This is a genomic window from Streptomyces sp. Je 1-4 4N24, from assembly GCF_026239515.1.
Lineage (GTDB): Bacteria > Actinomycetota > Actinomycetes > Streptomycetales > Streptomycetaceae > Streptomyces > Streptomyces nigrescens.
This window is the reverse complement of sequence record NZ_CP110836.1, coordinates 800,286-822,292: the sequence shown is the minus strand read 5'-3', so window position 1 is coordinate 822,292 and position 22,007 is coordinate 800,286. Positions and strand designations below refer to the sequence as shown.

Genomic DNA, 22,007 nt, shown 5'->3' with positions numbered 1-22,007 from the left:
TCGAATGCGGGGGCGCGGCGGAAATCGGCGGGCGTCCGTTCGCGGTCCGTGCGGTGCAGGTCAGCGGCTCAGCAGCTGTGCCAGCGTCTCCTCGAGTTCGGTCTGCAGGACGCGGCTCGCCGCCTCCCCGTCGCCGTCCGCCACGGCCTCGACCAGCTCCGCGTGCCGGGCATCGCCGTGCTGCGGTTCCTTGCCCCCGAGCCCCAGCAGTTCCACCAGGTCGATCAGCCCCTGGCGCAGTGCCGGTGCGAACTCCGTGAACAGATCGGTCAGGACGGGGTTGTGTGCGGCATCGACCACGGCCGCGTGCAGTGCGATATCCGCGTCCACGAAAGCCGCGTGGCCGGCTCCGGCGGCCGAACGCCGTCCCTCCAGGGCGGTCCGCATCGCCGCGATATCGGCCTCCGTGCGCCGGGTGGCGGCCAGCCGGGCGGCCTGTACCTCGACCATGGCGCGGACCTCGTAGACATCGGCGACGGCCGCGCGGCGCAGGCGGGTGGGCCAGTCCTCGGTGGGTTCGGTGGCGATCACGAAGACGCCGGCGCCCTGGCGTGGCTGCACCAACCCGGCGCCGGCCAGGGCTCGTACGGCCTCGCGGACCGTGGAGCGGCCGACGCCGAGGGTTTTGGCGAGCGTGGTTTCGCCGGGGAGTTTGGTGCCCACCGGCCAGTGCCCGCCGGTGATCTGGTCGCGCAGCCGCTGGGCGGCCTGTTCGACCAGGGGGCTGGGGCGGAGAGCTTCGAGTGACATCCCGTCATACCTCTCAGGTTGTCTGAGGAGTTGTTTCGTGGTTAGTGTACCGGCCATGAAGCTGCGTGGTCTCCTTCTCGGCCGCCGCGGCGGGGCCTGACGCGACCGGCACCCCGCCGCGGGGTTCGGTGCTGCCGGTCCCCGTCCGGCTTGTGAAGGACCATCATGCCCCGTACCACTTCAGCCGACCGCACCGCCGCGGGCGGCTTCCCCGCGCTCCGTACCCCCGCCGGCCCGGTACCCGCCGACGCGCCGGCGTGGAATCCCCAGCGCGGCAGCGCGATGCCCGCCCACCGTTACCGTCCCGCGCAGGACCGCGTCGAGGTACCGCTGACCGGACGGGCCTGGCCCGCCGCCCGGATCGAGCGGGCCCCGCTGTGGGTGCCGGTCGATCTGCGCGACGGCAATCAGGCGCTCGCCGAGCCGATGGACACTCCCCGGAAGCGCCGGATGTTCGACCTGCTGGTCGCGATGGGCTTCAAGGAGATCGAGGTCGCCTATCCCTCCGCGAGCCGTACCGACTTCGACTTCGTCCGCCACCTGGCGGACAGCGGTGCGGTACCGGACGACGTGACGGTGGTGGTCTTCACCCCGGCCCGCCGGGAACTGATCGATCGGACCTTCGCGGCCATCGAGGGGCTGCCGCGCGCCGTCGTGCACCTCTACACGCCGACCGCACCCACGTGGCGTGAGGTGGTCCTCGGCCGCAGCCGGGCGGAGGTACGCGACCTGGTACACGACGCCGCGACGCATATGGCCCGGCTGGCCGCGGCACGGCCCGGGGCCGACATCCGGTTCCAGTTCTCGCCGGAGGTCTTCAACCTCACCGAGCCCGATCTCGTGCTGGAGATCTGCAACGGTCTGACGGACCTCTGGGACGCCTCGCCGGACCGTCCGGTGACCCACAATCTGCCCGCCACCGTCGAGGTCGCCACACCCAATGTGTACGCCGACCAGATCGAGTACATGCACCGGCATCTGACGCGGCGGGATGGGGTGGTCCTCTCCGTACACCCGCACAACGACCGCGGTACCGGAGTGGCCTGCGCGGAACTCGCCGTGCTGGCCGGGGCGCAGCGGGTGGAGGGCTGTCTGTTCGGCAACGGGGAGCGCACCGGCAACGTCGACCTGGTCACCCTCGCGCTCAATCTGCACACCCAGGGCGTCGACCCGATGATCGACTTCTCGGATCTCTCCGCCGTCCGCCGCACGGTGGAGGACTGCATCCAGCTGCCCGTCCATCCACGCCACCCCTATGCCGGGGAGCTCGTCCACACTGCCTTCTCCGGTACCCACCAGGACGCCATCAGCAAGGGGCTGGCCCACCATGCCCGGCGCGCGGCCCGCCTGGGCGTACCGGAGTCCGAGGCGCCCTGGACGGTGCCGTATCTGCCCGTCGACCCCGCAGACCTCGGCTGCACCTACGAGGCGGTCATCCGGGTCAACAGCCAGTCCGGCAAGGGCGGGATCGCGCACCTCCTGCAGCTGCACCACGGTCTGGACCTGCCGCAGGACCTGCGGCCCGACTTCTCCCGCACGGTGCAGCGCGCCACGGACGACAGCGGGCAGGAGGCCACCCCGAAGGAGCTGTGGGAGCTCTTCCGGAGCACCTATCTGGCGCCGGGGGAGGAGGGCCCGCTGACGCTCGACTCCTGGAGCGCCACCGAGCCCGCGCCGGGTGAGCACCGTGTCGTCTGCAGCTTCGGCGGGGGCAACGCCGCGGACGGCCGGGGGCGTTACGAAGGCTCCGGCAACGGTCCGCTCGCCGCCTTCACCGACGCGCTGGCCGCCGCCGGGCACCCCGTCGGCATCCTCAGCTATGCCGAACACGCCCTCGCCCCGGGCCCGGACAGTGCCGCGGTCGCCTACGTCCAGTGCCGTATCGGCGGCGCCACGTACTGGGGTGCGGGCCGCGACACCTCCGTCCTGATGGCCTCGGTGCGGGCGGTGCTGTCGGCCGTGAACCGGGCGAAGGGGGAGGCCCTGTAGGGGCCGCGGACGGCGGGTGCTCCACGGCGCCCGCCGTCCGCGGCATTGTCCCGGTCCTTCTACGCCTGCGCACCGGTTCCCCGGCCCAGGGCGCGGGCGTACGCGTCCCGGGCGGGGGCGGCCGCGACTCCTACGGCAATCCCGTCCCCGGCCCGCCGAACAACGGTGGCGACCGGGGACACGGGGAGTAGCGGACCCGGCCCTCTGCGGGCCCACCGGTGCCGGTGGGCCCGCAGGGGCCCGTGGGGCCGATGGTCCAGGTCGGCGGAACGGCTGAACTCGGGGGTGCCGCATCCGCACCTCGGGAATTTTCTGCGAGTCTGAGCGGCGCGCCCCGAAACCCGGCTGGTCACACCGGTTGCCGGGGATATCGGCGTGCCGAGCATCCAAGCTCGTTAGTGGTGTGTTAGTGCCTCGTTAGCGGACCGGCAGTGCCCAGGGCCACGCTGGAACGAGCAACGGACGGACCGCACCCCACTACGAGAGCTCGCCCTACCAGACGAGGGGGACACTTATGTCGCTCACCATCAAGATGCTCGGCCGCGGTCGTCGTGTCGCCGCGGGATCGCTGATCGCTGTCGCGGCGCTTGCGCTCACTGCCTGTGAGGGCGGCCCCGACGCCGCATCCCGCCCCTCGTCGGCCGCCGCACCCGCCACGTCCCATGACAAGGCGAGTGGCGGGGACAAGACGTCTCATGGCAGTGCACAGCCGTCCGCTGCGAAGGAGCAGCCCTCCGCGGGCGCTCAGAAGCCGTCGGCGAAAGCGGACGCCTCTCCCGGCGGTAAGCCGACGGGCAAGGCGCCGAGCGCCGCAGAGGCCCATACCTCCACCACGGCGGCCTCGGACCGCTGCACCGCCGCCAACATGTCGCTGCGCCTGGGCGCCTCCGACGCCGGTGCGGGCAACATCCGCTACCCCCTCGTCTTCACGAACAAGGGCAAGAAGGCCTGTTCGCTGCGCGGCTTCCCGGGGGTCTCGCTGATCAACCGTGACGGCTCGGCCGTCGGCAAGCCCGCCACCCGCGAGGGCGGCGCCGGCGGTGTCGTCCGGCTGCAGCCGGGCCAGAGCGCACACGCCCTGCTGCACACCCTCAACGAGGGCGTCTCGGACACCCCGTGCTGGGCCAAGTCGCAGCTCGTCTTCGTCTACCCGCCCGGATCCAAGGAGTCGATGACCACCGGCAGCCGCGGACTGCGGGTGTGCGGAGGGCGGTTCGACGTGACCGCGGTGACGGCCGGCTCCCTGGGCTGACGGCCCGGTCCGCGGGCTCGCGGCAAGGACGGCCGCGGACGGCCTCGTCACGACAAGCACGCCCCCGGTGCACGGTGCGCCGGGGGCGTGCGGCATGCCGGGGCGGACCGACCGCACGCCTCCGCGGAGGACGGTGACCCGCTGTGGAGCTGTGGCCTTTGATTCGGACGCTCGGGTGGTATGTCACCACAACGGCCCCTGGTGACCGCCCCGTGCTTCGGTATCGGTGTTACCAAGGTGGATGGAAGTCTTGAATGAGTGCTTTCGTTGCATATCTGCCTAGGAGACATCCCCATGTCTGCAGCTTCGAGCGTGGCCGACAAGGCCGCAGCGAACGGAAAGCCGTCCGCCGAGGACGAGTCCCCGATCCACATTCTCTGGATCAACGCCGGCCTGAGCTGCGATGGCGACTCCGTGTCGCTCACCGCCGCGACGCAGCCGAGCATTGAGGAGATCGCGCTCAGTGTGCTGCCGGGGCTGCCCAAGATCGCTGTCCACTGGCCACTGATCGATTTCGAATCCGGTCCGGTCGGGGGCGCGGACACCTTCATCGAGTGGTTCTTCAAGGGCGAACGTGGCGAGATCGACCCGTTCGTGCTGGTCGTCGAGGGGTCGATCCCCAACGAGTCCATCAAGCCGGAAGGCTACTGGTGCGGCTTCGGTGACAACCCGGAGACCGGCCAGCCGATCACCACCAGTGAGTGGATCGACCGGCTCGCCCCCAAGGCGCTCGCCGTGGTGGCGATCGGCACCTGTGCCACGTACGGCGGCATCCATGCGATGGCGGGCAACCCGACGGGAGCCATGGGTGTGCCCGACTACCTGGGCTGGGACTGGACGTCCAAGGCCGGGATCCCGATCGTCTGTGTGCCGGGCTGCCCGATCCAGCCGGACAACTTCTCGGAGACGCTGACCTACCTGCTCTACCAGGCGACGGGCGCGGCTCCGATGATCCCGCTGGACGACCAGCTGCGGCCCACCTGGCTCTTCGGGGAGACCGTGCACGAGGGCTGTGACCGGGCCGGTTACTACGAGCAGGGCCAGTTCGCCACCACGTACGACTCGCCCAAGTGTCTGGTGAAGCTCGGATGCTGGGGTCCCGTGGTCAAATGCAACGTGCCCAAGCGGGGCTGGATGGACGGTATCGGCGGCTGTCCGAACGTCGGCGGTATCTGTATCGCCTGCACCATGCCCGGCTTCCCCGACAAGTTCATGCCGTTCATGGACGAGCCGCCCGGCGGCAAGCTCTCCAGCAGCGCCAGCGCCGCGTACGGCAGCGTCGTCCGCCGTCTGCGGAGCATCACGGCCAGGACGGTCGACCACGAGCCCAAGTGGCGCCACCGCGGCGACCAACTGACCACCGGCTACCGGAAACCGTGGTGAGCACACCCCGCCCGTAGCCTCCGGCACCCCGGACCGTCCGTCCGACCTCACCTCCGCGCGCAAAAGAAGGGCACGGCACTCACGATGGCACCGAGAACGAAGGCGGCCGACGGCAGCGGTCTGACGGAGATGTCCTGGGATCCGATCACCCGGATCGTGGGCAGCCTCGGCATCCACACCAAGATCGACTTCAAGCAGAAGCGGGTGGCGGAGTGCTACAGCACCTCGTCCGTCTTCCGCGGCTACAGCGTCTTCATGCGGGGCAAGGACCCGCGTGACGCACACTTCATCACCAGCCGCATCTGCGGCATCTGCGGTGACAACCACGCCACCTGCTCGGTGTACACGCAGAACATGGCCTACGGCGTGAAGCCCCCGCACCTGGGGGAGTGGATCATCAACCTCGGCGAGTCCGCCGAGTACATGTTCGACCACAACATCTTCCAGGAGAACCTGGTCGGGGTCGACTACTGCGAAAAGATGGTCCGCGAGACCAACCCCGGTGTCTGGGAGCTCGCCCAGCGCACCGAAGCCCCCCACGCGGGCGACCACGGCTACCGCACCATCGCCGACATCATGACCTCCCTCAACCCCATCGAGGGCGAGTTCTACCGCGAGGCCCTCCAGGTCAGCCGCTACACCCGGGAGATGTTCTGTCTGATGGAGGGCCGCCATGTGCACCCCTCCACGCTCTACCCGGGCGGCGTCGGCACCATCGCCAGCGTCCAGCTCTTCACCGACTACCTCAGCCGGCTGATGCGCTACGTCGAGTTCATGAAGCGGGTCGTCCCGCTCCATGACGACCTGTTCGACTTCTTCTACGAGGCGCTGCCCGGGTACGAGGAGGTCGGCCGCCGGCGCGTACTGCTGGGCTGCTGGGGCGCGCTCAACGACCCGGACCACTGCGACTTCACCTATCGCAACATGACGGACTGGGGACGGAAGATGTTCGTCACCCCGGGCATCATCGTCGACGGCAAACTGGTCACCAACGACCTCACCGAGATCAACCTGGGCATCCGGATCCTGCTGGGCAGCTCCTACTACCAGGACTGGGAAGGCCAGGAGCAGTTCGTCACCCACGACCCGCTCGGCAACCCCGTCGACCCCCGCCACCCCTGGAACCAGCACACCATCCCCGCCCCGCAGAAGCGGGACTTCGCGGACAAGTACAGCTGGGTGATGTCCCCGCGCTGGTTCGACGGCAAGGAGCATCTGGCCCTGGACACCGGCGGCGGCCCGATCGCCCGGCTGTGGTCCACCGCGCTGTCCGGACTGGTGGACACCCCGTACGTGAAGTCCACCGGCCACAGCGTCACCATCGACCTGCCCCGTTCCATGACCCGGCCCGAGGCCCGCTTCGAGTGGAAGATCCCCAAGTGGAGCAACGCCATTGAGCGCAACCGGGCCCGCACCTACTTCCAGGCGTACACCGCCGCCATGGCGCTGCACTTCGCGGAGCAGGGCCTGGAGGAGGTCCGCGCCGGACGCACCCAGACCTGGGAGAAGTTCGAGGTCCCCGACGAGTCCATCGGCTGCGGCTTCACCGAGGCGGTGCGCGGCGTCCTCTCGCACCACATGGTCATCCGGGACGGGAAGATCGCCAACTATCACCCGTACCCGCCGACCCCGTGGAACGCCAGCACCCGGGACACCTACGGCACCCCCGGCCCGTACGAGGACGCCGTCCAGAACACCCCGATCTTCGAGGAGAACTCCCCGGAGAACTTCAAGGGCATCGACATCATGCGCACGGTGCGCAGCTTCGACCCGTGTCTGCCCTGCGGCGTCCACATGTACGTCGGCAACGGGCAGTCCGTACAGAAGATGCATGTGCCCACCGGCCTGAGCGGGCTCTCCGGATGAGCGCCCGGGCCACCACGGCGCAGGCCGCCGCACCGCAGGCCGCCGCACCGCAGGCCGCCGCACCGCAGGCCGGTGCACCCCGGGGCGCCGCGTCCCGCGGTGCCGCGGCGTCCGCCGCCGTGCCGAACGCCGAGGCCACCGGCCGGCGCGTCGAAGAGGTACTGGACCGCCTCGCGCGGCGCGACGACCGAGAGGCGAGCGCCGCCGCCGAGGAACTCGTCCGCGTCCTGATGGACTTCTACGGTGCGGGACTCGCCCGGATCATGCACCTCCTGGGCGGTGGCACCGACGACGGCGGCCCGCGCTCGGCGCTGCTGGGCGACGATCTGGTGACCAGCCTGCTGGTGCTGCACGATCTGCACCCCGAGGACACCGCGGCCCGCATCGGCCGCGCCCTGGACGGCGTCCGCCGTCAACACCCCGCCGAGGTCGCGGAGTTCGACGCGGACACCGGAACGCTGCGGCTGCGCTCCGGCGACTCCGGCGGCTGCGGCTGCCCGAGCACCAGCCGGCAGGCACAACAGGCCGTCGAGGCCGCCGTGTCCTGCTTCGCGCCCGAGGTGACCTCGATGCAGTGGGAGGCGGCGGGCGAGCGGCCCGAGCCGGCGCTGCTGCAGATCTCCCGTCGCCCGCCTACCGCCGCCACCGCCTCGTGAGCGGCCGGCCAACGGCGTTGCCCCCGCGCCTCGGACCGCCGCCCGCCCACCGTGGCCTTCGCCGCTTCCGGGCACCGGTGCCGGCCGCCCCCGAACGCTGCGAACTGTGCGCCGTGGTGCTCGCCGAGCACAACCACCGCCACCTGGTCGACACCGAACGCCGCGCGCTGGCCTGTGCCTGCACCCCGTGCGCGCTGCTCTTCGACCGGCCCGGCTCCGGCGCCGGACAGTTCCGTACGGTCCCCGACCGCTATCTCGTCGACCCCGGCCACACCCTCGACGACGCGGCCTGGGACCAACTCCAGATCCCCGTCGGCGTCGCCTTCTTCCTGCGCAACGCCGACCAGGACCGGCTGGCCGCCCTCTACCCCAGCCCGGCCGGCGCCACCGAGAGCGAACTCGACCCGTCGACCTGGCAGACCGTGCTCTCCGCCAGCCGGCTGGCCACCCTCCTCCAGCCCGATGTGGAGGCGCTGCTGCTGCGCCGCTCCGAGGGCCGTATCGACTGCTATCTGGTGCCCGTCGACATCTGCTACGAACTCGTCGGCCGGATGCGGCTGTTGTGGCAGGGCTTCGACGGCGGCGCCGAGGCACGCGCCGCGCTCTCCGACTTCTTCACCAAGGTCGCCCGCCGGGCCCGCGAGCCGAAGGGGGACGACCGGCCGTGACCGAGCTGTCCTTCGTCTGCACCGGCGTACGCGCCGACCGCTACGCCGCCGCACCCACCCTCCTCTTCCGGCTGCGTATCACCGCCGCTGAAGCGGCCCGGGTGCACGCCCTCGCGCTGCGCTGCCAGCTCCGCATCGAACCGGCCCGGCGCGGCTACCGGTCCGACGAGGCCGAGGCGCTGACCGACCTCTTCGGCGAGCGGTCCCGCTGGGGCACCACCCTGCACCCCCTGCAGTTCGCCCAGGTCTCCCTCGTCGTCCCCGGCTTCACCGGCGAGACCGAGGTGGATCTCCCCGTCCCCTGCACCTACGACCTGGACGTCGCGGTCGGCCGCTACTTCCATGCGCTGCGCGAGGGCGAGGTCCCGCTGCTGCTGCTGTTCTCCGGCACGGTGTTCGCCGGCCCCGGCGGCTTCCAGGTCCAGCCGGTGCCCTGGAACAAGGAAGCGTCCGTGCGGATGCCGGTGGCCGTCTGGCAGGAGATGACCGAGACGCACTTCCCCGGCTGCGGCTGGCTGCGGCTGCCCCGCGAAACCCTCGACGCGCTCCTCGCCTACCGCTCCCGGCACGCTCTGCCCTCCTGGCAGGCGACCGTCGAGTCCCTGCTGGCCGCCGCCGACGGCACCGCACCGCCCGCACCGCGCGCCCGGCTCTTCCCGGGCGCCGCCGTCCGTTCTGTCAGTGAGAGGACCGCGCCGTGACGACCAGCGTGCTGCCCGAGGAGACGGCGGACCGCTTCGCCGCCGCCCGCCAGGTGGCGGACGCCGTGCTGTTCGAGGGCTATGTGCTCTACCCGTACCGCGCGTCCGCCGCCAAGAACCAACTCCGCTGGCAGTTCGGGGTGCTCGTCCCGCCCCACTGGGGCGCCGGCAGTGCGGAGCACTCCTTCCAGCGCACCGAATGCCTCATGGAGCCCCGCTCCGGCGCCCGGCTCTCGGCCGAGCTGCGGTTCCTGCGCCCACAGCGGCGGACGGTCCAACGCCGTTGTGCGGACGGCGGGTTCGAGACCGTGGCGGAACTCGAACTGCCCGACCGGGTGCTGGTCCCCTGGGACGAGGGCGTCGAGGAACGCGTCACGCTCGTGGCCGATATCTCCAAGCTGACCGGTGAGGGCGTCACCGTCCCCTTCACCCGGCCCGCGCGGGAGGAGACCGAGCAGGTCCACGACGCCGACGGACAGCTCGTCGGCCGGCTGGTGCGCCACAGTGCCGGGACCGACGGCCTGGTCCGGCTCACCGCGAGTGAACTCGACGGCCCCTACGCGGCGTTCCGGCTGACCGCGACCGTCGAGAACACCAGCACCTGGCAACCGGACGGTACCGAGTCCGACCGCGCCGCGGCACTGCCCCGCTCACTGGTCGGGGCTCATCTCCTCCTCGGCCTGAGCGCGGGCGCGTTCGTGTCCATGACCGACCCTCCGGAGTGGGCCAGGGGCGCCGTCGCGGCCTGCCGCAACGAGCACGTCTGGCCCGTGCTGGCCGGTGAGTCCGGCCGCGCCGATGTGGTGCTCTCCGCGCCGATCATCCTGGAGGACCACCCGGCCATCGCCCCGGAAAGCCCCGGTGCGCTCTACGACGCCCTGGAGATCGACGAGATCCTGGCCCTGCGCACCGCGGCCCTCACCGACGAGGAGAAGCGCGAGGCCCGTGGCACCGACCCCCGCGCCGCCGAGGTCATCGAGCTCGCCGACACCATGCCGCCCGAGGTGCTGGAGCGGCTGCACGGTGCCGTCCGGGCGCTGCGCGAGGTCACCGGACCCGGCCCGGCAGCCCCCGACGAGCTCGCCCCGGAGGTACCGGGCGTCCGCCCCGACACCCCCTGGTGGGACCCGGAGAGCGACCGCAGCGTCGACCCCGTACGCGACCGGATCACCGTCGACGGGCGGTCGGTCGGTGCCGGCAGCCGGGTGCTGCTGCGCCCCGGCCTGCGGCGCACCGATGCCCAGGACCTCTTCCTCCAGGGCCGCACGGCGCATGTGGAGGCGGTGCTGCACGACGTCGACGGCGGGGTGCACCTCGCGGTGACCGTGGAGGGCGATCCGGGCGTCGACATCCGGCGCGAGCAGGGCCGCTTCCTGTACTTCCAACCCGACGAAGTCGCTCCCCTGGAGGACGCGTGAGTCCCGAGGCAGCCGGCACCAAGCGGCCCGCGAAGACGCTGATCGCCGGCGTCGGCAACATCTTCCTCGGCGACGACGGCTTCGGCGTCGAGGCCGTCCGCCGGCTCGATGAGCATCAACTCCCCGACGGGGTCGAGGTCGTCGACGTCGGCGTACGGGGCGTACATCTGGCCTACCAGATGCTGGAGGGCTACCACACGGTGCTCCTCGTGGACGCCTCCGCGCGCGGCGGTGAACCCGGCACCGTCTACCTCCTCGACGCCACCACTCCCGCCGACCGCCCGCCGGCCACCACGCTGGACGGGCACCACATGACCCCCGACGCCGTGCTCGCGCTGCTCGACACCCTCAGTGCGGGCACCGGCGGCCGGCGCCCGGAGCGCGTCATGGTCGTCGGCTGCGAACCGGCCGATGTCGCCGAAGGCATCGGGCTCAGTGAACCCGTCGGCGCCGCGGTCGACGAGGCCGTACAGCTCATCCTGCGGCTGGTCGGCGCGGAGGAACCGACACCGTCCGCCGCCGGACCACACACCAGTGAGAGGAACACGACACCATGCTGAAGCTCGCCCTGAGCGGGGCCCTCGCCGCCGCGCTCGCCCTCGTCGTGAAGTCCGTGCTGCCTGACATCAAGCGCTATATGCGCATTCGCTCCATGTGACGGGCGGCGCTGCACCGAACGGCGTACGCCGCCGCGCCGCCCCGGCGAGGCACCCCGGCCGCCCTTCGGACGCGCCGTCTAATGAAACCGAGCGGCACCCGGTCGTCCCCGCACCAGAGAGGGACCGATGCACGAGATGTCCATCGCGCTTGCGGTCGTGGACCAGGTCGAAAGCGCGACCCGGCCCGCCGGGGCCACCAGCGTCAACAGCGTCCGGCTGCAGGTCGGCGAACTGGCCGGGGTGGTCTCCGACGCACTGGCCTTCTCCTTCGAACTCGCCTGTGCCGGAACGGTGCTGGAGGGCGCGGAGCTGGTGACGGAATCCGTCGCGGCCCGCGCCCGCTGCGGCCCCTGCGCGGACACCTGGCCGGTGGGCATGCCGCCGCAGCTCAGCTGTCCGGGCTGCGGCGGCGCCACGGCCGAGCTGCTGTCCGGCCGGGAACTGCAGATCGTCAGTGTGTGCTGGAACGACGCCCCGGTACACGTACCGACTCATGAGGAGCGCTGAACATGTGCCGTGTCGTCGACCTGCAACAGGCGGTCCTTGCCAAGAACGACGCCTGTGCCCACACCCTGCGCGAGGACCTCGCCGCCCGTGGCACCGCGCTGGTCAATCTGCTCTCCAGCCCCGGCAGCGGCAAGACGGCGCTCCTGGAGCGTGAGCTCACCCTCGCCCGCAGCCGGGGCGTTCCGGTCGCGGCGCTCACCGCCGACCTCGCCACCGAGAACGACGCCGTCCGGCTGGCCCGCTCCGGAGTGCCCGTCAAACAGGTGCTCACCGACGGGCTGTGCCACCTGGAGGCCGAGATGCTGGGCGGGCACCTCCACGGCTGGCTCCCGGCCGACACCCGCCTGCTGTTCATCGAGAACGTCGGCAACCTGGTCTGCCCAGCCTCGTACGACCTCGGGGAGACGCTGCGCATCGTGCTGGCGTCGGTGACCGAGGGTGAGGACAAGCCGCTGAAGTACCCCACCGCCTTCGGGCTCGCCCACCTGGTCGTGGTCACCAAGATGGACATCGCCGAGGCGGTCTCCTTCGACGAGAAGGAGTTCCGCGCCAACGTCGAACGCATCAACCCGGGCGTGGAGGTCGTCCTCACCTCGGCGCGCGGTGGTGAGGGAGACGGTCTGCTGCTGGACCGGGCGCTGGCGGCGCGGGACGGTGCGCCGGTGCACATCCCGGTCATGACCCGTAAGTCCCACCACGTCCACGACGCCGAGGACGGCCAGCCGTGCGACGAGGGACACACCCACGAAGCAGGCCACACCCACGAAGCAGGCCACACCCACGAAGCAGCGCACCCGCACAACGAAGAGCACGCCCACGCCGGGGAGCACACACACGCCCATCAGGTACCGGGCGGCCATGCGCACACCGCCGACCCCGACACCGTGGCGTCGAGCCGCTCATGACCACCGGGCAGGCCGAGGGGGCCCTCGTGACGGCCCCTCCCACAGCCGCCGCACGCCGCCGGATCACCGTGCGCGGCGTCGTCCAAGGCGTCGGCTTCCGCCCGTTCGTCCACACCCTCGCCACGGAACTGGGCCTGACGGGACATGTGACCAACACCGGCGAGGGCGTCGTCGCCGAGGTCGAGGGCGCCCCCGCGGCGCTGGCCCGCTTCGGCGAACGCATCAGCGGCGAGGCGCCCCCGCTGGCCGTCGTGGAGACCGTCGACGGCCAGGACATCGCCGTGGCGGGCGAAGCCGGCTTCCGCATCCTCCCCTCCCGCGCCCACGGCCCCTCCCGCACCCTGGTCGCCCCGGACGCCGCCACCTGCGAGGCCTGCCTCGCCGAGCTGACCGACCCGGCCGACCGCCGCTACCGGCACCCCTTCCTCAGCTGCACCCACTGCGGGCCGCGCTTCACCATCGTCACCGCGGTCCCCTACGACCGTGCGCTGACGACCATGGACCGCTTCCCGATGTGCCCCCGCTGCGCGCGGGAGTACGCGGACCCGGGCGACCGGCGGTTCCATGCCCAGCCCATCGCCTGCCATGACTGCGGCCCCCGGCTGCGGCTGCTGACCGCCGACCCCGCCGAGCGCACCCGCCCCCCGCGCCCGGCACCCGGCACCGACCCGGTCGCCGACACCCGGCGGCTGCTCGCCGACGGCGCGATCGTGGCCGTCAAGGGCCTCGGCGGCTACCACCTCGTCTGTGACGCCTCCGATGACACCGCCGTCGCCCTGCTGCGCCACCGCAAGGCCCGCGGCGACAAACCCTTCGCGCTGATGGCCCGTCATGCCGTCGATGTGGAGCACCTGGTGCGGGTAGGGGCGGAGGAACGCGCGCTGCTCACCGGGTCCGTACGCCCGATCGTCCTGCTGCGCCGCACCCCGCATCCGGCACCGGCCCCGGGCGCACCCACGCTGTCCGATGCCGTCGCCCCCGGCAGCCCCGACCTGGGTGTCATGCTGCCGTACACCCCGCTGCACCACCTGCTCCTCGGACTGCCCGGCGACCCTCCGGGGCCCCGGCTGCTCGTGATGACCAGCGGCAATGTCGCGGGCGAACCGATCGTCACCGACGACGACGAGGCCGTACGGCGCCTTGCGCACCTGGCGGACGCCTGGCTCACCCACGACCGGCCGATCCGGATCCCGTGCGACGACTCCGTGGTCCGCATCAGCGACGGGGAGCCGCTGTTCGTACGCCGCTCCCGCGGCTATGCGCCGTTCCCCATCCCTCTTCCGGTGCCGGTCCGGCCCGCGCTCGCGACCGGCGGCGACCTCAAGAACGTGCTCTGCCTCGCCGAAGGGCACCGCGCATGGCTGTCGGCGCACATCGGCGACATGGATGATCTGGCGACCCAGCTCGCCTTCGAGCGGGCCGAGGAGCATCTGGAGACCGTCACCGGCGTACGTCCCCAACTCCTCGCCGCCGACCGGCATCCCGGCTACCGCTCCGGCCGGTGGGCGCAGTCCCACACCGACGGCCGGCCGCTGGTACGCGTCCAGCACCATCACGCCCATATCGCCGCGGCCATGGCCGAACACGGCCTCCGCGACGGCCGCCCCGTCATCGGGGTCGCCTTCGACGGCACCGGCTACGGCGACGACCACACCATCTGGGGCGGCGAGATCCTCCTCGCCGACTACGACGGATACCGCCGCTTCGGACAGCTCGCCTATGTCCCGCTGCCCGGCGGCGACACCACCGTACGGCGCCCCTACCGGATGGCCCTCGCCCACCTGCGCGCCGCCGGCATCGACTGGGCCGAGGACCTGCCCCCGGTGGCGGCCTGCCCCCCGGACGAGCGGCCGCTGCTGGCCCGGCAGCTCGAACGCCACCTCAACTGCGTGCCCACCTCCAGCATGGGCCGGCTCTTCGATGCCGTCTCCTCGCTGGCCGGGGTCTGCCACCATGCCGGATACGAGGCCCAGGCCGCCATCGCCCTCGAAGCGGCGGCCCTGGCCGCGGGCGAGGACCACGGACCCGGCTATGCGTTCGCGCTGCGCGCCGGGCCGGCCGGACCGGGGGCCGCCGACCTCGTCGCCGACCCGGCGCCGGTGCTCACCGCCGTCGTCGAGGACGTCCGTGCGGGCACCGCCGTACCGCTGATCGCGGCCCGCTTCCACACCGCGGTCGCCGATCTCGTCCGGCGCGGCTGCGCGCGGGCCCGGGAGCGCGCCGGTCTGACGACCGTGGCACTGACCGGCGGGGTCTTCGCCAACACCCTGCTGGCCGAGGCCACCGCCCGCCTCCTGCGGGAGGACGGCTTCACCGTCCTGCGCCACCGCCGCGTCCCGCCCAATGACGGGGGACTGGCGCTCGGTCAGATCGTCGTGGCGGCGCGCACGGCAGGAGCCGCCGTGCGCTGAGCGGCACCGCGGCACGGCGGACGCAACGTACCCACGACGAGGAGAGGCCCCATGTGTCTGGCGGTACCCGGCAAGGTATTGGACATCGAGGAACGGGACGGCACCCGCATGGCGACCGTCGACTTCGGCGGAGTGGTCAAGGAGGTGTGCCTGGAGTACGTCCCCGACCTGAAGGTCGGTGAGTACGCCATCGTCCATGTCGGCTTCGCGCTGCAGCGCCTGGACGAGGAGTCCGCCCGGCACACCCTCGCCCTGTTCGAGGAACTGGGCCTGCTGCAGGAGGAGTTCGGTGATCCCTGGGAAGCGGCTGCCGCCTCCCAGGGGTGGGACGGGGCGGGCGGCACACCCCCGGCCGCCCTCAACGACGGAGCGCGGGAGACGAGCCGGTGAAGTACCTCGAGGAATTCCAGAACCCCGAGCTGGCCCGGCGGCTGCTCGACGAGATCCGGGCCACGGTGACCCGGCCCTGGGCCCTGATGGAGGTCTGCGGCGGACAGACCCACACCATCATCCGTCACGGTATCGACCAACTCCTGCCCGATGAGGTCGAGTTGATCCACGGTCCGGGCTGTCCGGTCTGTGTGACGCCGCTGGAGGTCATCGACAAGGCCCTGGAGATCGCCTCGCGCCCCGACGTGATCTTCTGTTCCTTCGGCGACATGCTCCGGGTGCCCGGCAGCGACCGCGATCTGTTCCAGGTGCGCAGCCGGGGCGGCGACGTCCGGGTCGTCTACTCCCCGCTCGACGCCCTGAAGATCGCCCAGCAGAACCCGCACCGCGAGGTGGTGTTCTTCGGCATCGGCTTCGAAACCACCGCACCGCCCAACGCCATGACGGTCCATCAGGCGCGCAAGCTCGGCATCCCCAACTTCAGCCTGCTGGTCTCGCACGTCCGGGTACCGCCCGCCATCGAGGCGATCATGACGTCGCCCAGCTGCCGGGTCCAGGCGTTCCTCGCCGCCGGTCACGTCTGCAGCGTGATGGGCATGGGGGAGTACCCCGAACTGGCCGACCGCTTCCAGGTGCCGATCGTGGTCACCGGCTTCGAACCCCTGGACATCCTGGAGGGCGTCCGCCGCACCGTCCGCCAGCTGGAGCGCGGCGAACACACCGTGGACAACGCCTATCCGCGCGCCGTTCGCAGCGAGGGCAACCCGGCCGCCCAGGCCATGCTCGCCGATGTCTTCGAGGTCACCGACCGTTCCTGGCGCGGCATCGGCACCATCCCCGCCAGCGGCTGGCGGCTGTCGGAGCGCTACCGCGACTACGACGCCGAGCACCGCTTCTCCGTCGAGGGCATCACCACCCGCGAACCCGCCGCCTGCCGCAGCGGGGAGGTCCTCCAAGGGCTCCTCAAGCCGCATGAGTGCGAAGCCTTCGGCACCACCTGCACCCCGCGCTCCCCGCTCGGCGCCACCATGGTCTCCAGCGAGGGCGCCTGCGCCGCCTACTACCTCTACCGCCGACTCGGCACCACGCCCACCCCGCAGGAGGCGAGCCCCGTTGCCTGACACCAAGCACCCCACCCCCGGCGGCCCCACCCCGGCCGACCGCGGTCTGCCCACCGTCGACATCTCCGGCTGGACCTGCCCCACCCCGCTCCGTGACCAGCCCCGCGTCGTCATGGGGCACGGCGGTGGCGGTGCGCTGTCCGCCGAACTCGTCCAGCAGATCTTCGCCCCCGCCTTCGGTGGCGAGATCCTCGCCCAGCTCGGTGACTCCGCGGCGGTGTCCCTCGGCGGCGTCCGGCTGGCGTTCTCCACCGACTCCTATGTCGTGCGGCCGCTCTTCTTCCCCGGTGGCTGCATCGGCGACCTCGCCGTCAACGGCACCGTCAACGACCTTGCCATGAGCGGCGCCAGAGCCGCCTACCTCTCCTGCGGCTACATCCTGGAGGAGGGGGTCGAGATGCCGGTGGTCGCCGGGGTCGCCGACGCCATGGGCGCGGCGGCGCGGGCCGCCGGGGTCGAGGTGGCGACCGGCGACACCAAGGTCGTCGAGGCGGGCCACGGTGACGGCGTCTACCTCAACACCGCCGGCATCGGTCTGATCCCGGCGGGCGTCGATCTGCGGCCGCAGCGGGTGGTCCCCGGCGATGTAGTGATCGTCAGCGGGGACATCGGCCTCCACGGCGTGGCCATCATGAGCGTCCGTGAGGGCCTGGAATTCGGCGTCGAGATCGAGAGCGACTGCGCGGCCCTCGGCGGCCTCGTCGAGTCGATGCTCGCCGTCACCCCCGATCTGCATGTGCTGCGCGATCCCACCCGCGGCGGGCTGGCCGCGGCCCTGTGCGAGATCGCCACCGCCTCCTGCACCGGCATCGTCATCCAGGAGCGCGCCATCCCCGTACCGTCGGCCGTCGCCAATGCCTGCGCCATCCTCGGCCTGGACCCGATGTACGTCGCCAACGAGGGAAAGCTGGTGGCGTTCGTCCCCCGTGAGCACGCCGACGCCGTGCTGGACGCGATGCGCGCGCACCCCCTGGGCGCCGGCGCGCAGATCATCGGGGAGACCGTCGAGACCCACCCCGGCATGGTCGTGGCCCGCACCCCGCTGGGCGGCACCCGGGTCGTCGATCTGCCGCTGGGCGAGCAGCTGCCGCGGATCTGCTGAGCCGCGTGCCCCGGAGCTCCCGCGCCGCTGACGGTCGGCAGGTCCGGGGTACGGCAGAGGGCGGCGCCGGGTTTCGGCGCCGCCCTCTGTCCATGGGCCGGACCTGCTCAGGTCTTCGTCAGCAGCCGGGAACCGAACCAGTCGTCGGCGCCCCGTACCCCGGGCAGCACGAAGAAGTAGCCGCCGCCGATGGGGGTGATGAACTCGGACAGCGGCTCGTGCCGGAGGCGTCGCTGTACGGTGGCGAACTGCCGCTCCGGGTCCTGCTGGTAGCCGCAGAAGACCAGCCCGAGGTCCATCCGCCCCTTGCTGTCGTAACCGGCGTCGTAGTTGTAACTCCGGCGCAGGAAGCGGGACTTGTCGGTCTTCTCGGTGCGGGGGTTGGCCAGTCGGATGTGTGAGGTGAGCGGGATCTTTCTGCCGTGCGGGTCCTCGCGGTACCTCGGCACATCAGACTCGTGCCGGCCGTCCAGGGGCGCACCGCTCGCCTTGCGCCGGCCGAAGATCTTCTCCTGGCGGGACACCGGCACCTTGTCCCACTTCTCGACATGGAAGCGGATCAGGCGCAGCACCTGATAGCTGCCGCCCAGTGCCCAGTCCGGCTCCCCGCAGGGCGGGGTCACCCACAGCAGCCGGTCCATCTCCCGGGCCGAGCCGACTTCCGGATTGACGATCCCGTCCTTGAAGCCGACGAAGGTGCGCGGCGACCCCGACGGCCGCGACGGGTTGAGGAAGGTGTCCGCACGCCAACGGGGCCGCAGCAGACCGTCCGTCTCCCGCGCCAGATCGCGCAGCACATGGACGACGGCGTCCGGGTGCTGGGCGCAGACCTGCAACGACAGATCACCGTGGCAGCGGGCCGGCTCAAGACGGTCGTCGGGGAAGGCCGGCATCGCCTTGAGATGCCGGGGCTTGTGCCCGGAGAGGCCGAAGCGGTCGTCGAACAGCGAGGCGCCCACACCGAGGGTGATGGTGAGGGAGTCGGAGGTCGGCTCCTCCGAGGCGACCCGCTCGTCCTGCGGTTTCACCCCGGCCGCCAGCACCCGCGACCGCGTGGTGAGCTTCTGGAACAGGGCGGTGAGGCCGTCGCGGTCCTGGGCCAGCACATCGAAGCCGACAAAGCCGGCGAAGAGCTGCTGCGGGGTCACGATGCCGGCCTGATGACGCCCGTGGAAGGGCACCTTGTCGGGCAGCAGCCCGCCGTCGCGCAACCCGCCCACCGGCCGGTCCGCCGGCGCGGCGGCCGCCTGCCCGCCGAGTCCCGCGGCGGCCACCCCCGCGACCCCCGCCGCACACTTCAAGAACCCCCGGCGTCCGTCGTGCCGCGGAAGGGCACACCCGTCGTCGGCCTGATCACGTCTCATCGTCCCGCCATCCTGACTGCGTCATCCGGCAGCCGCGTGCCTGCACATCCCTGTGCGCGATGCTCGCCGCCGACCCCGTGAGGGCCGGGAGCAACACGGCCCCGGCCCCGGATATCACGCCTGGGACCCCGGCGGGTCGTCCGAATGGCGCAGCCGGCGGGCCCACCGCGCGACAGCGCCCCGGCGCGCTTCTAGCGTCGGCCCTGTGACCTGCCCGAACACCCACCGTGGACCGCCGGGCGGCACGTCACGGACCGTGTACCACCACCGAGCCCATGGACCCCCACACATGAGCACATCCACCGACGCGAGCACCGTCCTCAGCGAGGCCGCCCCCCTCGCTGAGGACACCACCCTGGAGGAGCGCGCAGTCAACGGCGCCGCCGCACCCGTCAGCGAGGGCACATCCGTCGACGGGGCCCCCTCTGTCAATGGCGCTCCCTCCGCCAACGGGGACGCCTCCGCCGGCGTGGGTACGGCCCCCGACGAGCGCACCGCCGGCGGTGCAGGCACACCCTCCGGTGGGGACACGGCGGCCGGGGAGGGGGCCACCGTCGGCCACACCACGCCCCTCGACGGGAGCGCGCCCGTCGACGATCCGCCCGCCTCCTGGCTGCGTATCGAGAAGGGCCATGCCGAGCCGGAGGAGATCGCGGCGATCAGCGTGGTGCTGTGCGCCCAACTCGCCGGTCTGCGCGCCCTCGCCGAAGACGGCCGGCCCGAGGATCAGCCTCCGGGCCGACGGCACCCGCCGCACCGCTCCGCATGCTGGTCGGGCTGCTGGACCTGCGGCTGAGATCCTCTCGCGCCCGCCGGGAGGGCCTGGCGACGGCCTCCGGCATCCCGGTCGACCAGGTCTCCTGACCTCACCCGGCGAAGCACCCGCCGTCCGTGCCGACGGGGGCCGTGCGGGTCAAAGCCGTTGTCAGTGGTGCCACTTACCCTTCTGATCATGGGTGAGCGGCTGTGTACCGATCCGCACTCTCCAGCACCTCGACGCTGCGCTGCGTGCAGGAAGTGTCCGCTGGTGGAACGGCAAATTCCTCCTCCGTGATCGTCGAGTAGGGTCCGGCGAGCTGGAACAGTGAATCAAGGAGGCCGTTCTCGTGGCGGAGCGTCAGGTATCGGGTGAGGGCGACGGGGCCGATGTCCCGGAAGTGCAGGCGCAGGAGCGCCGATTGCGCCGTGACCTGGGCTTCTGGGGGCTGACGGGCATCGGCTTCTCCAATATTGTCGGCTCCGGCTGGCTGTTCGCCGCCATGTACGCGGCCCAGACGGCCGGCCCCGCGGCGCTGCTCTCCTGGGTCGGGGCGGGTCTGCTGTGCGGGCTGGTCGCCCTGGTCATGATCGAGCTCGGCGCGTCCCGGCCGGAGGGCGGCGGCACGGTCCGCTGGCCCCTGTTCGCCAGCGGCCGGCTCGTCGGCACCCTCATCGGCTGGTCGACGCTGCTGTCGGTGGGCGGTACCGCGGCCGAGATCAGCGCGATCATGCAGTACGCCGCGCACTACCTGCCGGGCATCTACAACGGCCACACCCTCACGCTCTCCGGGCTGGCCCTGGCCGCCGGCCTGAGCACCGTGCTGACGGCGCTGAACTGGTTCGCGGTGCGGATGTTCGCCCAACTCAACAACCTGGTCTCGGTGTTCAAGATCGTGATCCCGGTGGTCACCGTGATCGCGCTGATAGCCTCCGGCTGGCACTCCGGCCGCCTGACGGATCACGGCGGCTTCGCCCCGTACGGCTATGTCGCCTGCCTGACCGCGCTGGCCGGCGGCGGCATCGTCTACTCCGTCAACGGATTCCAGGCTCCGCTGGACTTCTCGGGCGAGACCCGCAACCCCCGCCGGACCATTCCCGCCGCGGTGCTCACCGGCATCGGCCTCGCCGTCATCATGTACCTGGCCCTGCAACTGGCGTTCCTCTTCACCGTCCCCGAGCATCTGCTCGGCAACGGCTGGCAGGGCGTCTCCTTCGAGTCACCGTTCGGCCAGCTCGCCCTGATCCTCAATCTGCACTGGCTGGCCAGCCTGCTGTACGCGGACGCGGTGCTCTCGCCCGGCGGTTCGGCGTACGTCGGCGTGGCGATCAACGCGCGGCACACCTACGCGCTCGCCAAGAACGGCACCATCCCCCGGTACTTCATGAAGGTCAACGAGCGGTTCGGCATCCCGCGCCGGGCCCTGGCGATCAACCTCGTCGTCATCATGATCTTTCTGCTGCCGTTCGGCGGCTGGCAGGACATCGTCAGCGTCATGGGCACCATGTATCTGCTGATCTACGCCGCCTCCGCGGTCGCGGTCGCCGTGTTCCGTGCCGAACCGGGCGGCCGTACCGCCGGCTGGATCCCGGGGCTGGGCTGGATCGCGCCGCTCAGCTTCGTGGTGGCCAGCGAGTTCGTCTACTGGTCGGGCTGGCACGACCTGCGCCTCGCCCTGCCCCTCGTGCTCGGCGGCCTGCTGATCTTCCTGGCCATGCGCCGCCCCGGCGCCCGTGACAAGGCCGCCCTGGAAAGCGACGGTGCCGGCCCGAGCCGCTCACTCGGCGCCGAACTCCGTACCGGCGCCTGGCTGGTGGTCTATCTGATCGCCCTGATGGTGCTCTCCTGGCTGGGCACCTTCGAGGGCTCCGGCCGGCTCCCGGCCCCGTACGACTCGGTCACCGTGGCCGCCCTCGCGCTCGCGGTCTTCTTCTGGGCCGTGCGGTCCGGTGTCCGGCATCTGGAGGTGGCCCGTCCCGCGGCCGTCTGAACGCTGCCGCGCAAGCGGCTACAGAGGGTGACGGCCCGTGGCGGGCGGAGTCGTCAAGCGGAAGTCACACCGCAGAAATAAGATGAATCGGGAGAGGCGGGCTCCCCGAGAGCCCCAT

The 22,007-nt window shown here is 71.7% G+C and carries 19 protein-coding genes; 17 read left to right on the top strand and 2 right to left on the bottom strand.

Going from position 1 to position 22,007, the window contains the following annotated elements; translation table 11 throughout:
* Positions 1–60: 60 nt before the first annotated feature.
* Positions 61–750 (bottom strand): FadR/GntR family transcriptional regulator, encoded by a 690-nt coding sequence (locus SLV14N_RS03235; protein ID WP_263267937.1) that lies wholly within the window; start codon positions 748–750, stop codon positions 61–63.
* Between the two features lie 165 nt (positions 751–915).
* Between SLV14N_RS03235 and SLV14N_RS03230 the strand changes: the two genes are divergently transcribed.
* From SLV14N_RS03230 to hypE, 15 genes are all read left to right on the top strand, one after another.
* The gene (locus tag SLV14N_RS03230) at positions 916–2,739 is read left to right on the top strand and encodes a 2-isopropylmalate synthase (RefSeq protein ID WP_263267935.1); all 1,824 of its coding nucleotides are present in this window, start codon (positions 916–918) and stop codon (positions 2,737–2,739) included.
* 514 nt (positions 2,740–3,253) lie between these two features.
* Positions 3,254–3,991, top strand: coding sequence for a DUF4232 domain-containing protein (locus SLV14N_RS03225; protein WP_263267933.1), 738 nt, complete (start codon positions 3,254–3,256; stop codon positions 3,989–3,991).
* Positions 3,992–4,285: 294 nt separating this feature from the next.
* The gene (locus SLV14N_RS03220; protein WP_208679631.1) at positions 4,286–5,374 is read left to right on the top strand and encodes a hydrogenase expression protein HypE; all 1,089 of its coding nucleotides are present in this window, start codon (positions 4,286–4,288) and stop codon (positions 5,372–5,374) included.
* 84 nt (positions 5,375–5,458) lie between these two features.
* On the top strand, positions 5,459–7,240 hold the full coding sequence (locus SLV14N_RS03215) for a nickel-dependent hydrogenase large subunit (protein WP_208679630.1): 1,782 nt from the start codon (positions 5,459–5,461) through the stop codon (positions 7,238–7,240).
* Positions 7,237–7,896 carry a hypothetical protein gene (locus SLV14N_RS03210; RefSeq protein ID WP_263267931.1) on the top strand — a complete coding sequence of 220 codons (660 nt, stop codon included), beginning with the start codon at positions 7,237–7,239 and terminating at the stop codon, positions 7,894–7,896. The genes SLV14N_RS03215 and SLV14N_RS03210 overlap by 4 nt, the downstream gene beginning before the upstream one ends.
* A 77-nt stretch (positions 7,897–7,973) precedes the next feature.
* A complete protein-coding gene (locus SLV14N_RS03205) occupies positions 7,974–8,564 on the top strand; it encodes a DUF5947 family protein (RefSeq protein ID WP_263267929.1) in 591 nt (196 codons plus the stop codon).
* A complete protein-coding gene (locus tag SLV14N_RS03200; RefSeq protein ID WP_263267928.1) occupies positions 8,561–9,265 on the top strand; it encodes a DUF6084 family protein in 705 nt (234 codons plus the stop codon). Before SLV14N_RS03205 ends, SLV14N_RS03200 begins: the two co-directional genes overlap by 4 nt.
* The gene (locus tag SLV14N_RS03195) at positions 9,262–10,683 is read left to right on the top strand and encodes a hypothetical protein (RefSeq protein ID WP_263267927.1); all 1,422 of its coding nucleotides are present in this window, start codon (positions 9,262–9,264) and stop codon (positions 10,681–10,683) included. The genes SLV14N_RS03200 and SLV14N_RS03195 overlap by 4 nt, the downstream gene beginning before the upstream one ends.
* Complete coding sequence (locus tag SLV14N_RS03190; RefSeq protein WP_208679626.1) at positions 10,680–11,243, top strand: hydrogenase maturation protease; 564 nt, start codon at positions 10,680–10,682, stop codon at positions 11,241–11,243. The genes SLV14N_RS03195 and SLV14N_RS03190 overlap by 4 nt, the downstream gene beginning before the upstream one ends.
* 225 nt (positions 11,244–11,468) lie before the next feature.
* Positions 11,469–11,849: a hydrogenase maturation nickel metallochaperone HypA gene (locus tag SLV14N_RS03185; protein ID WP_263267925.1), complete on the top strand. Its 381-nt coding sequence runs from the start codon at positions 11,469–11,471 to the stop codon at positions 11,847–11,849.
* A 2-nt stretch (positions 11,850–11,851) separates the two neighbouring features.
* Positions 11,852–12,754 carry a hydrogenase nickel incorporation protein HypB gene (gene hypB, locus SLV14N_RS03180; protein ID WP_263267924.1) on the top strand — a complete coding sequence of 301 codons (903 nt, stop codon included), beginning with the start codon at positions 11,852–11,854 and terminating at the stop codon, positions 12,752–12,754.
* Complete coding sequence (hypF, locus tag SLV14N_RS03175; protein WP_263267922.1) at positions 12,751–15,165, top strand: carbamoyltransferase HypF; 2,415 nt, start codon at positions 12,751–12,753, stop codon at positions 15,163–15,165. The genes hypB and hypF overlap by 4 nt, the downstream gene beginning before the upstream one ends.
* Before the next feature lie 51 nt (positions 15,166–15,216).
* Positions 15,217–15,555 (top strand): HypC/HybG/HupF family hydrogenase formation chaperone, encoded by a 339-nt coding sequence (locus SLV14N_RS03170; protein ID WP_127154539.1) that lies wholly within the window; start codon positions 15,217–15,219, stop codon positions 15,553–15,555.
* Entirely contained in the window at positions 15,552–16,676 is a 1,125-nt protein-coding gene (hypD, locus tag SLV14N_RS03165) for a hydrogenase formation protein HypD (RefSeq protein ID WP_263267920.1), read from the top strand. Before SLV14N_RS03170 ends, hypD begins: the two co-directional genes overlap by 4 nt.
* A 46-nt stretch (positions 16,677–16,722) precedes the next feature.
* Entirely contained in the window at positions 16,723–17,778 is a 1,056-nt protein-coding gene (hypE, locus tag SLV14N_RS03160; RefSeq protein ID WP_208687671.1) for a hydrogenase expression/formation protein HypE, read from the top strand.
* A 107-nt stretch (positions 17,779–17,885) separates the two neighbouring features.
* On the opposite strand, the gene SLV14N_RS03155 is transcribed toward hypE, so the two are convergent.
* Positions 17,886–19,142, bottom strand: coding sequence for a Dyp-type peroxidase (locus SLV14N_RS03155; RefSeq protein ID WP_263267919.1), 1,257 nt, complete (start codon positions 19,140–19,142; stop codon positions 17,886–17,888).
* Positions 19,143–19,431: 289 nt separating this feature from the next.
* On the opposite strand from SLV14N_RS03155, the gene SLV14N_RS03150 reads away from it, so the two are divergent.
* The gene (locus SLV14N_RS03150) at positions 19,432–19,938 is read left to right on the top strand and encodes an acyl-CoA carboxylase epsilon subunit (RefSeq protein ID WP_208679621.1); all 507 of its coding nucleotides are present in this window, start codon (positions 19,432–19,434) and stop codon (positions 19,936–19,938) included.
* A 310-nt stretch (positions 19,939–20,248) separates the two neighbouring features.
* Positions 20,249–21,889 (top strand): APC family permease, encoded by a 1,641-nt coding sequence (locus SLV14N_RS03145; protein WP_263267918.1) that lies wholly within the window; start codon positions 20,249–20,251, stop codon positions 21,887–21,889.
* Positions 21,890–22,007: the final 118 nt, after the last annotated feature.

Coding starts and splice junctions, on each gene's coding strand:
- SLV14N_RS03225 (WP_263267933.1), top strand. CDS start 3,254: ATGTCGCTCACCATCAAGATGCTCGGCCGCGGTCGTCGTGTCGCCGCG.
- SLV14N_RS03170 (WP_127154539.1), top strand. CDS start 15,217: ATGTGTCTGGCGGTACCCGGCAAGGTATTGGACATCGAGGAACGGGAC.
- SLV14N_RS03210 (WP_263267931.1), top strand. CDS start 7,237: ATGAGCGCCCGGGCCACCACGGCGCAGGCCGCCGCACCGCAGGCCGCC.
- SLV14N_RS03215 (WP_208679630.1), top strand. CDS start 5,459: ATGGCACCGAGAACGAAGGCGGCCGACGGCAGCGGTCTGACGGAGATG.
- SLV14N_RS03150 (WP_208679621.1), top strand. CDS start 19,432: ATGAGCACATCCACCGACGCGAGCACCGTCCTCAGCGAGGCCGCCCCC.
- SLV14N_RS03185 (WP_263267925.1), top strand. CDS start 11,469: ATGCACGAGATGTCCATCGCGCTTGCGGTCGTGGACCAGGTCGAAAGC.
- hypB (WP_263267924.1), top strand. CDS start 11,852: ATGTGCCGTGTCGTCGACCTGCAACAGGCGGTCCTTGCCAAGAACGAC.
- SLV14N_RS03235 (WP_263267937.1), bottom strand. CDS start 750: ATGTCACTCGAAGCTCTCCGCCCCAGCCCCCTGGTCGAACAGGCCGCC.
- hypF (WP_263267922.1), top strand. CDS start 12,751: ATGACCACCGGGCAGGCCGAGGGGGCCCTCGTGACGGCCCCTCCCACA.
- SLV14N_RS03220 (WP_208679631.1), top strand. CDS start 4,286: ATGTCTGCAGCTTCGAGCGTGGCCGACAAGGCCGCAGCGAACGGAAAG.
- SLV14N_RS03155 (WP_263267919.1), bottom strand. CDS start 19,142: ATGAGACGTGATCAGGCCGACGACGGGTGTGCCCTTCCGCGGCACGAC.
- SLV14N_RS03230 (WP_263267935.1), top strand. CDS start 916: ATGCCCCGTACCACTTCAGCCGACCGCACCGCCGCGGGCGGCTTCCCC.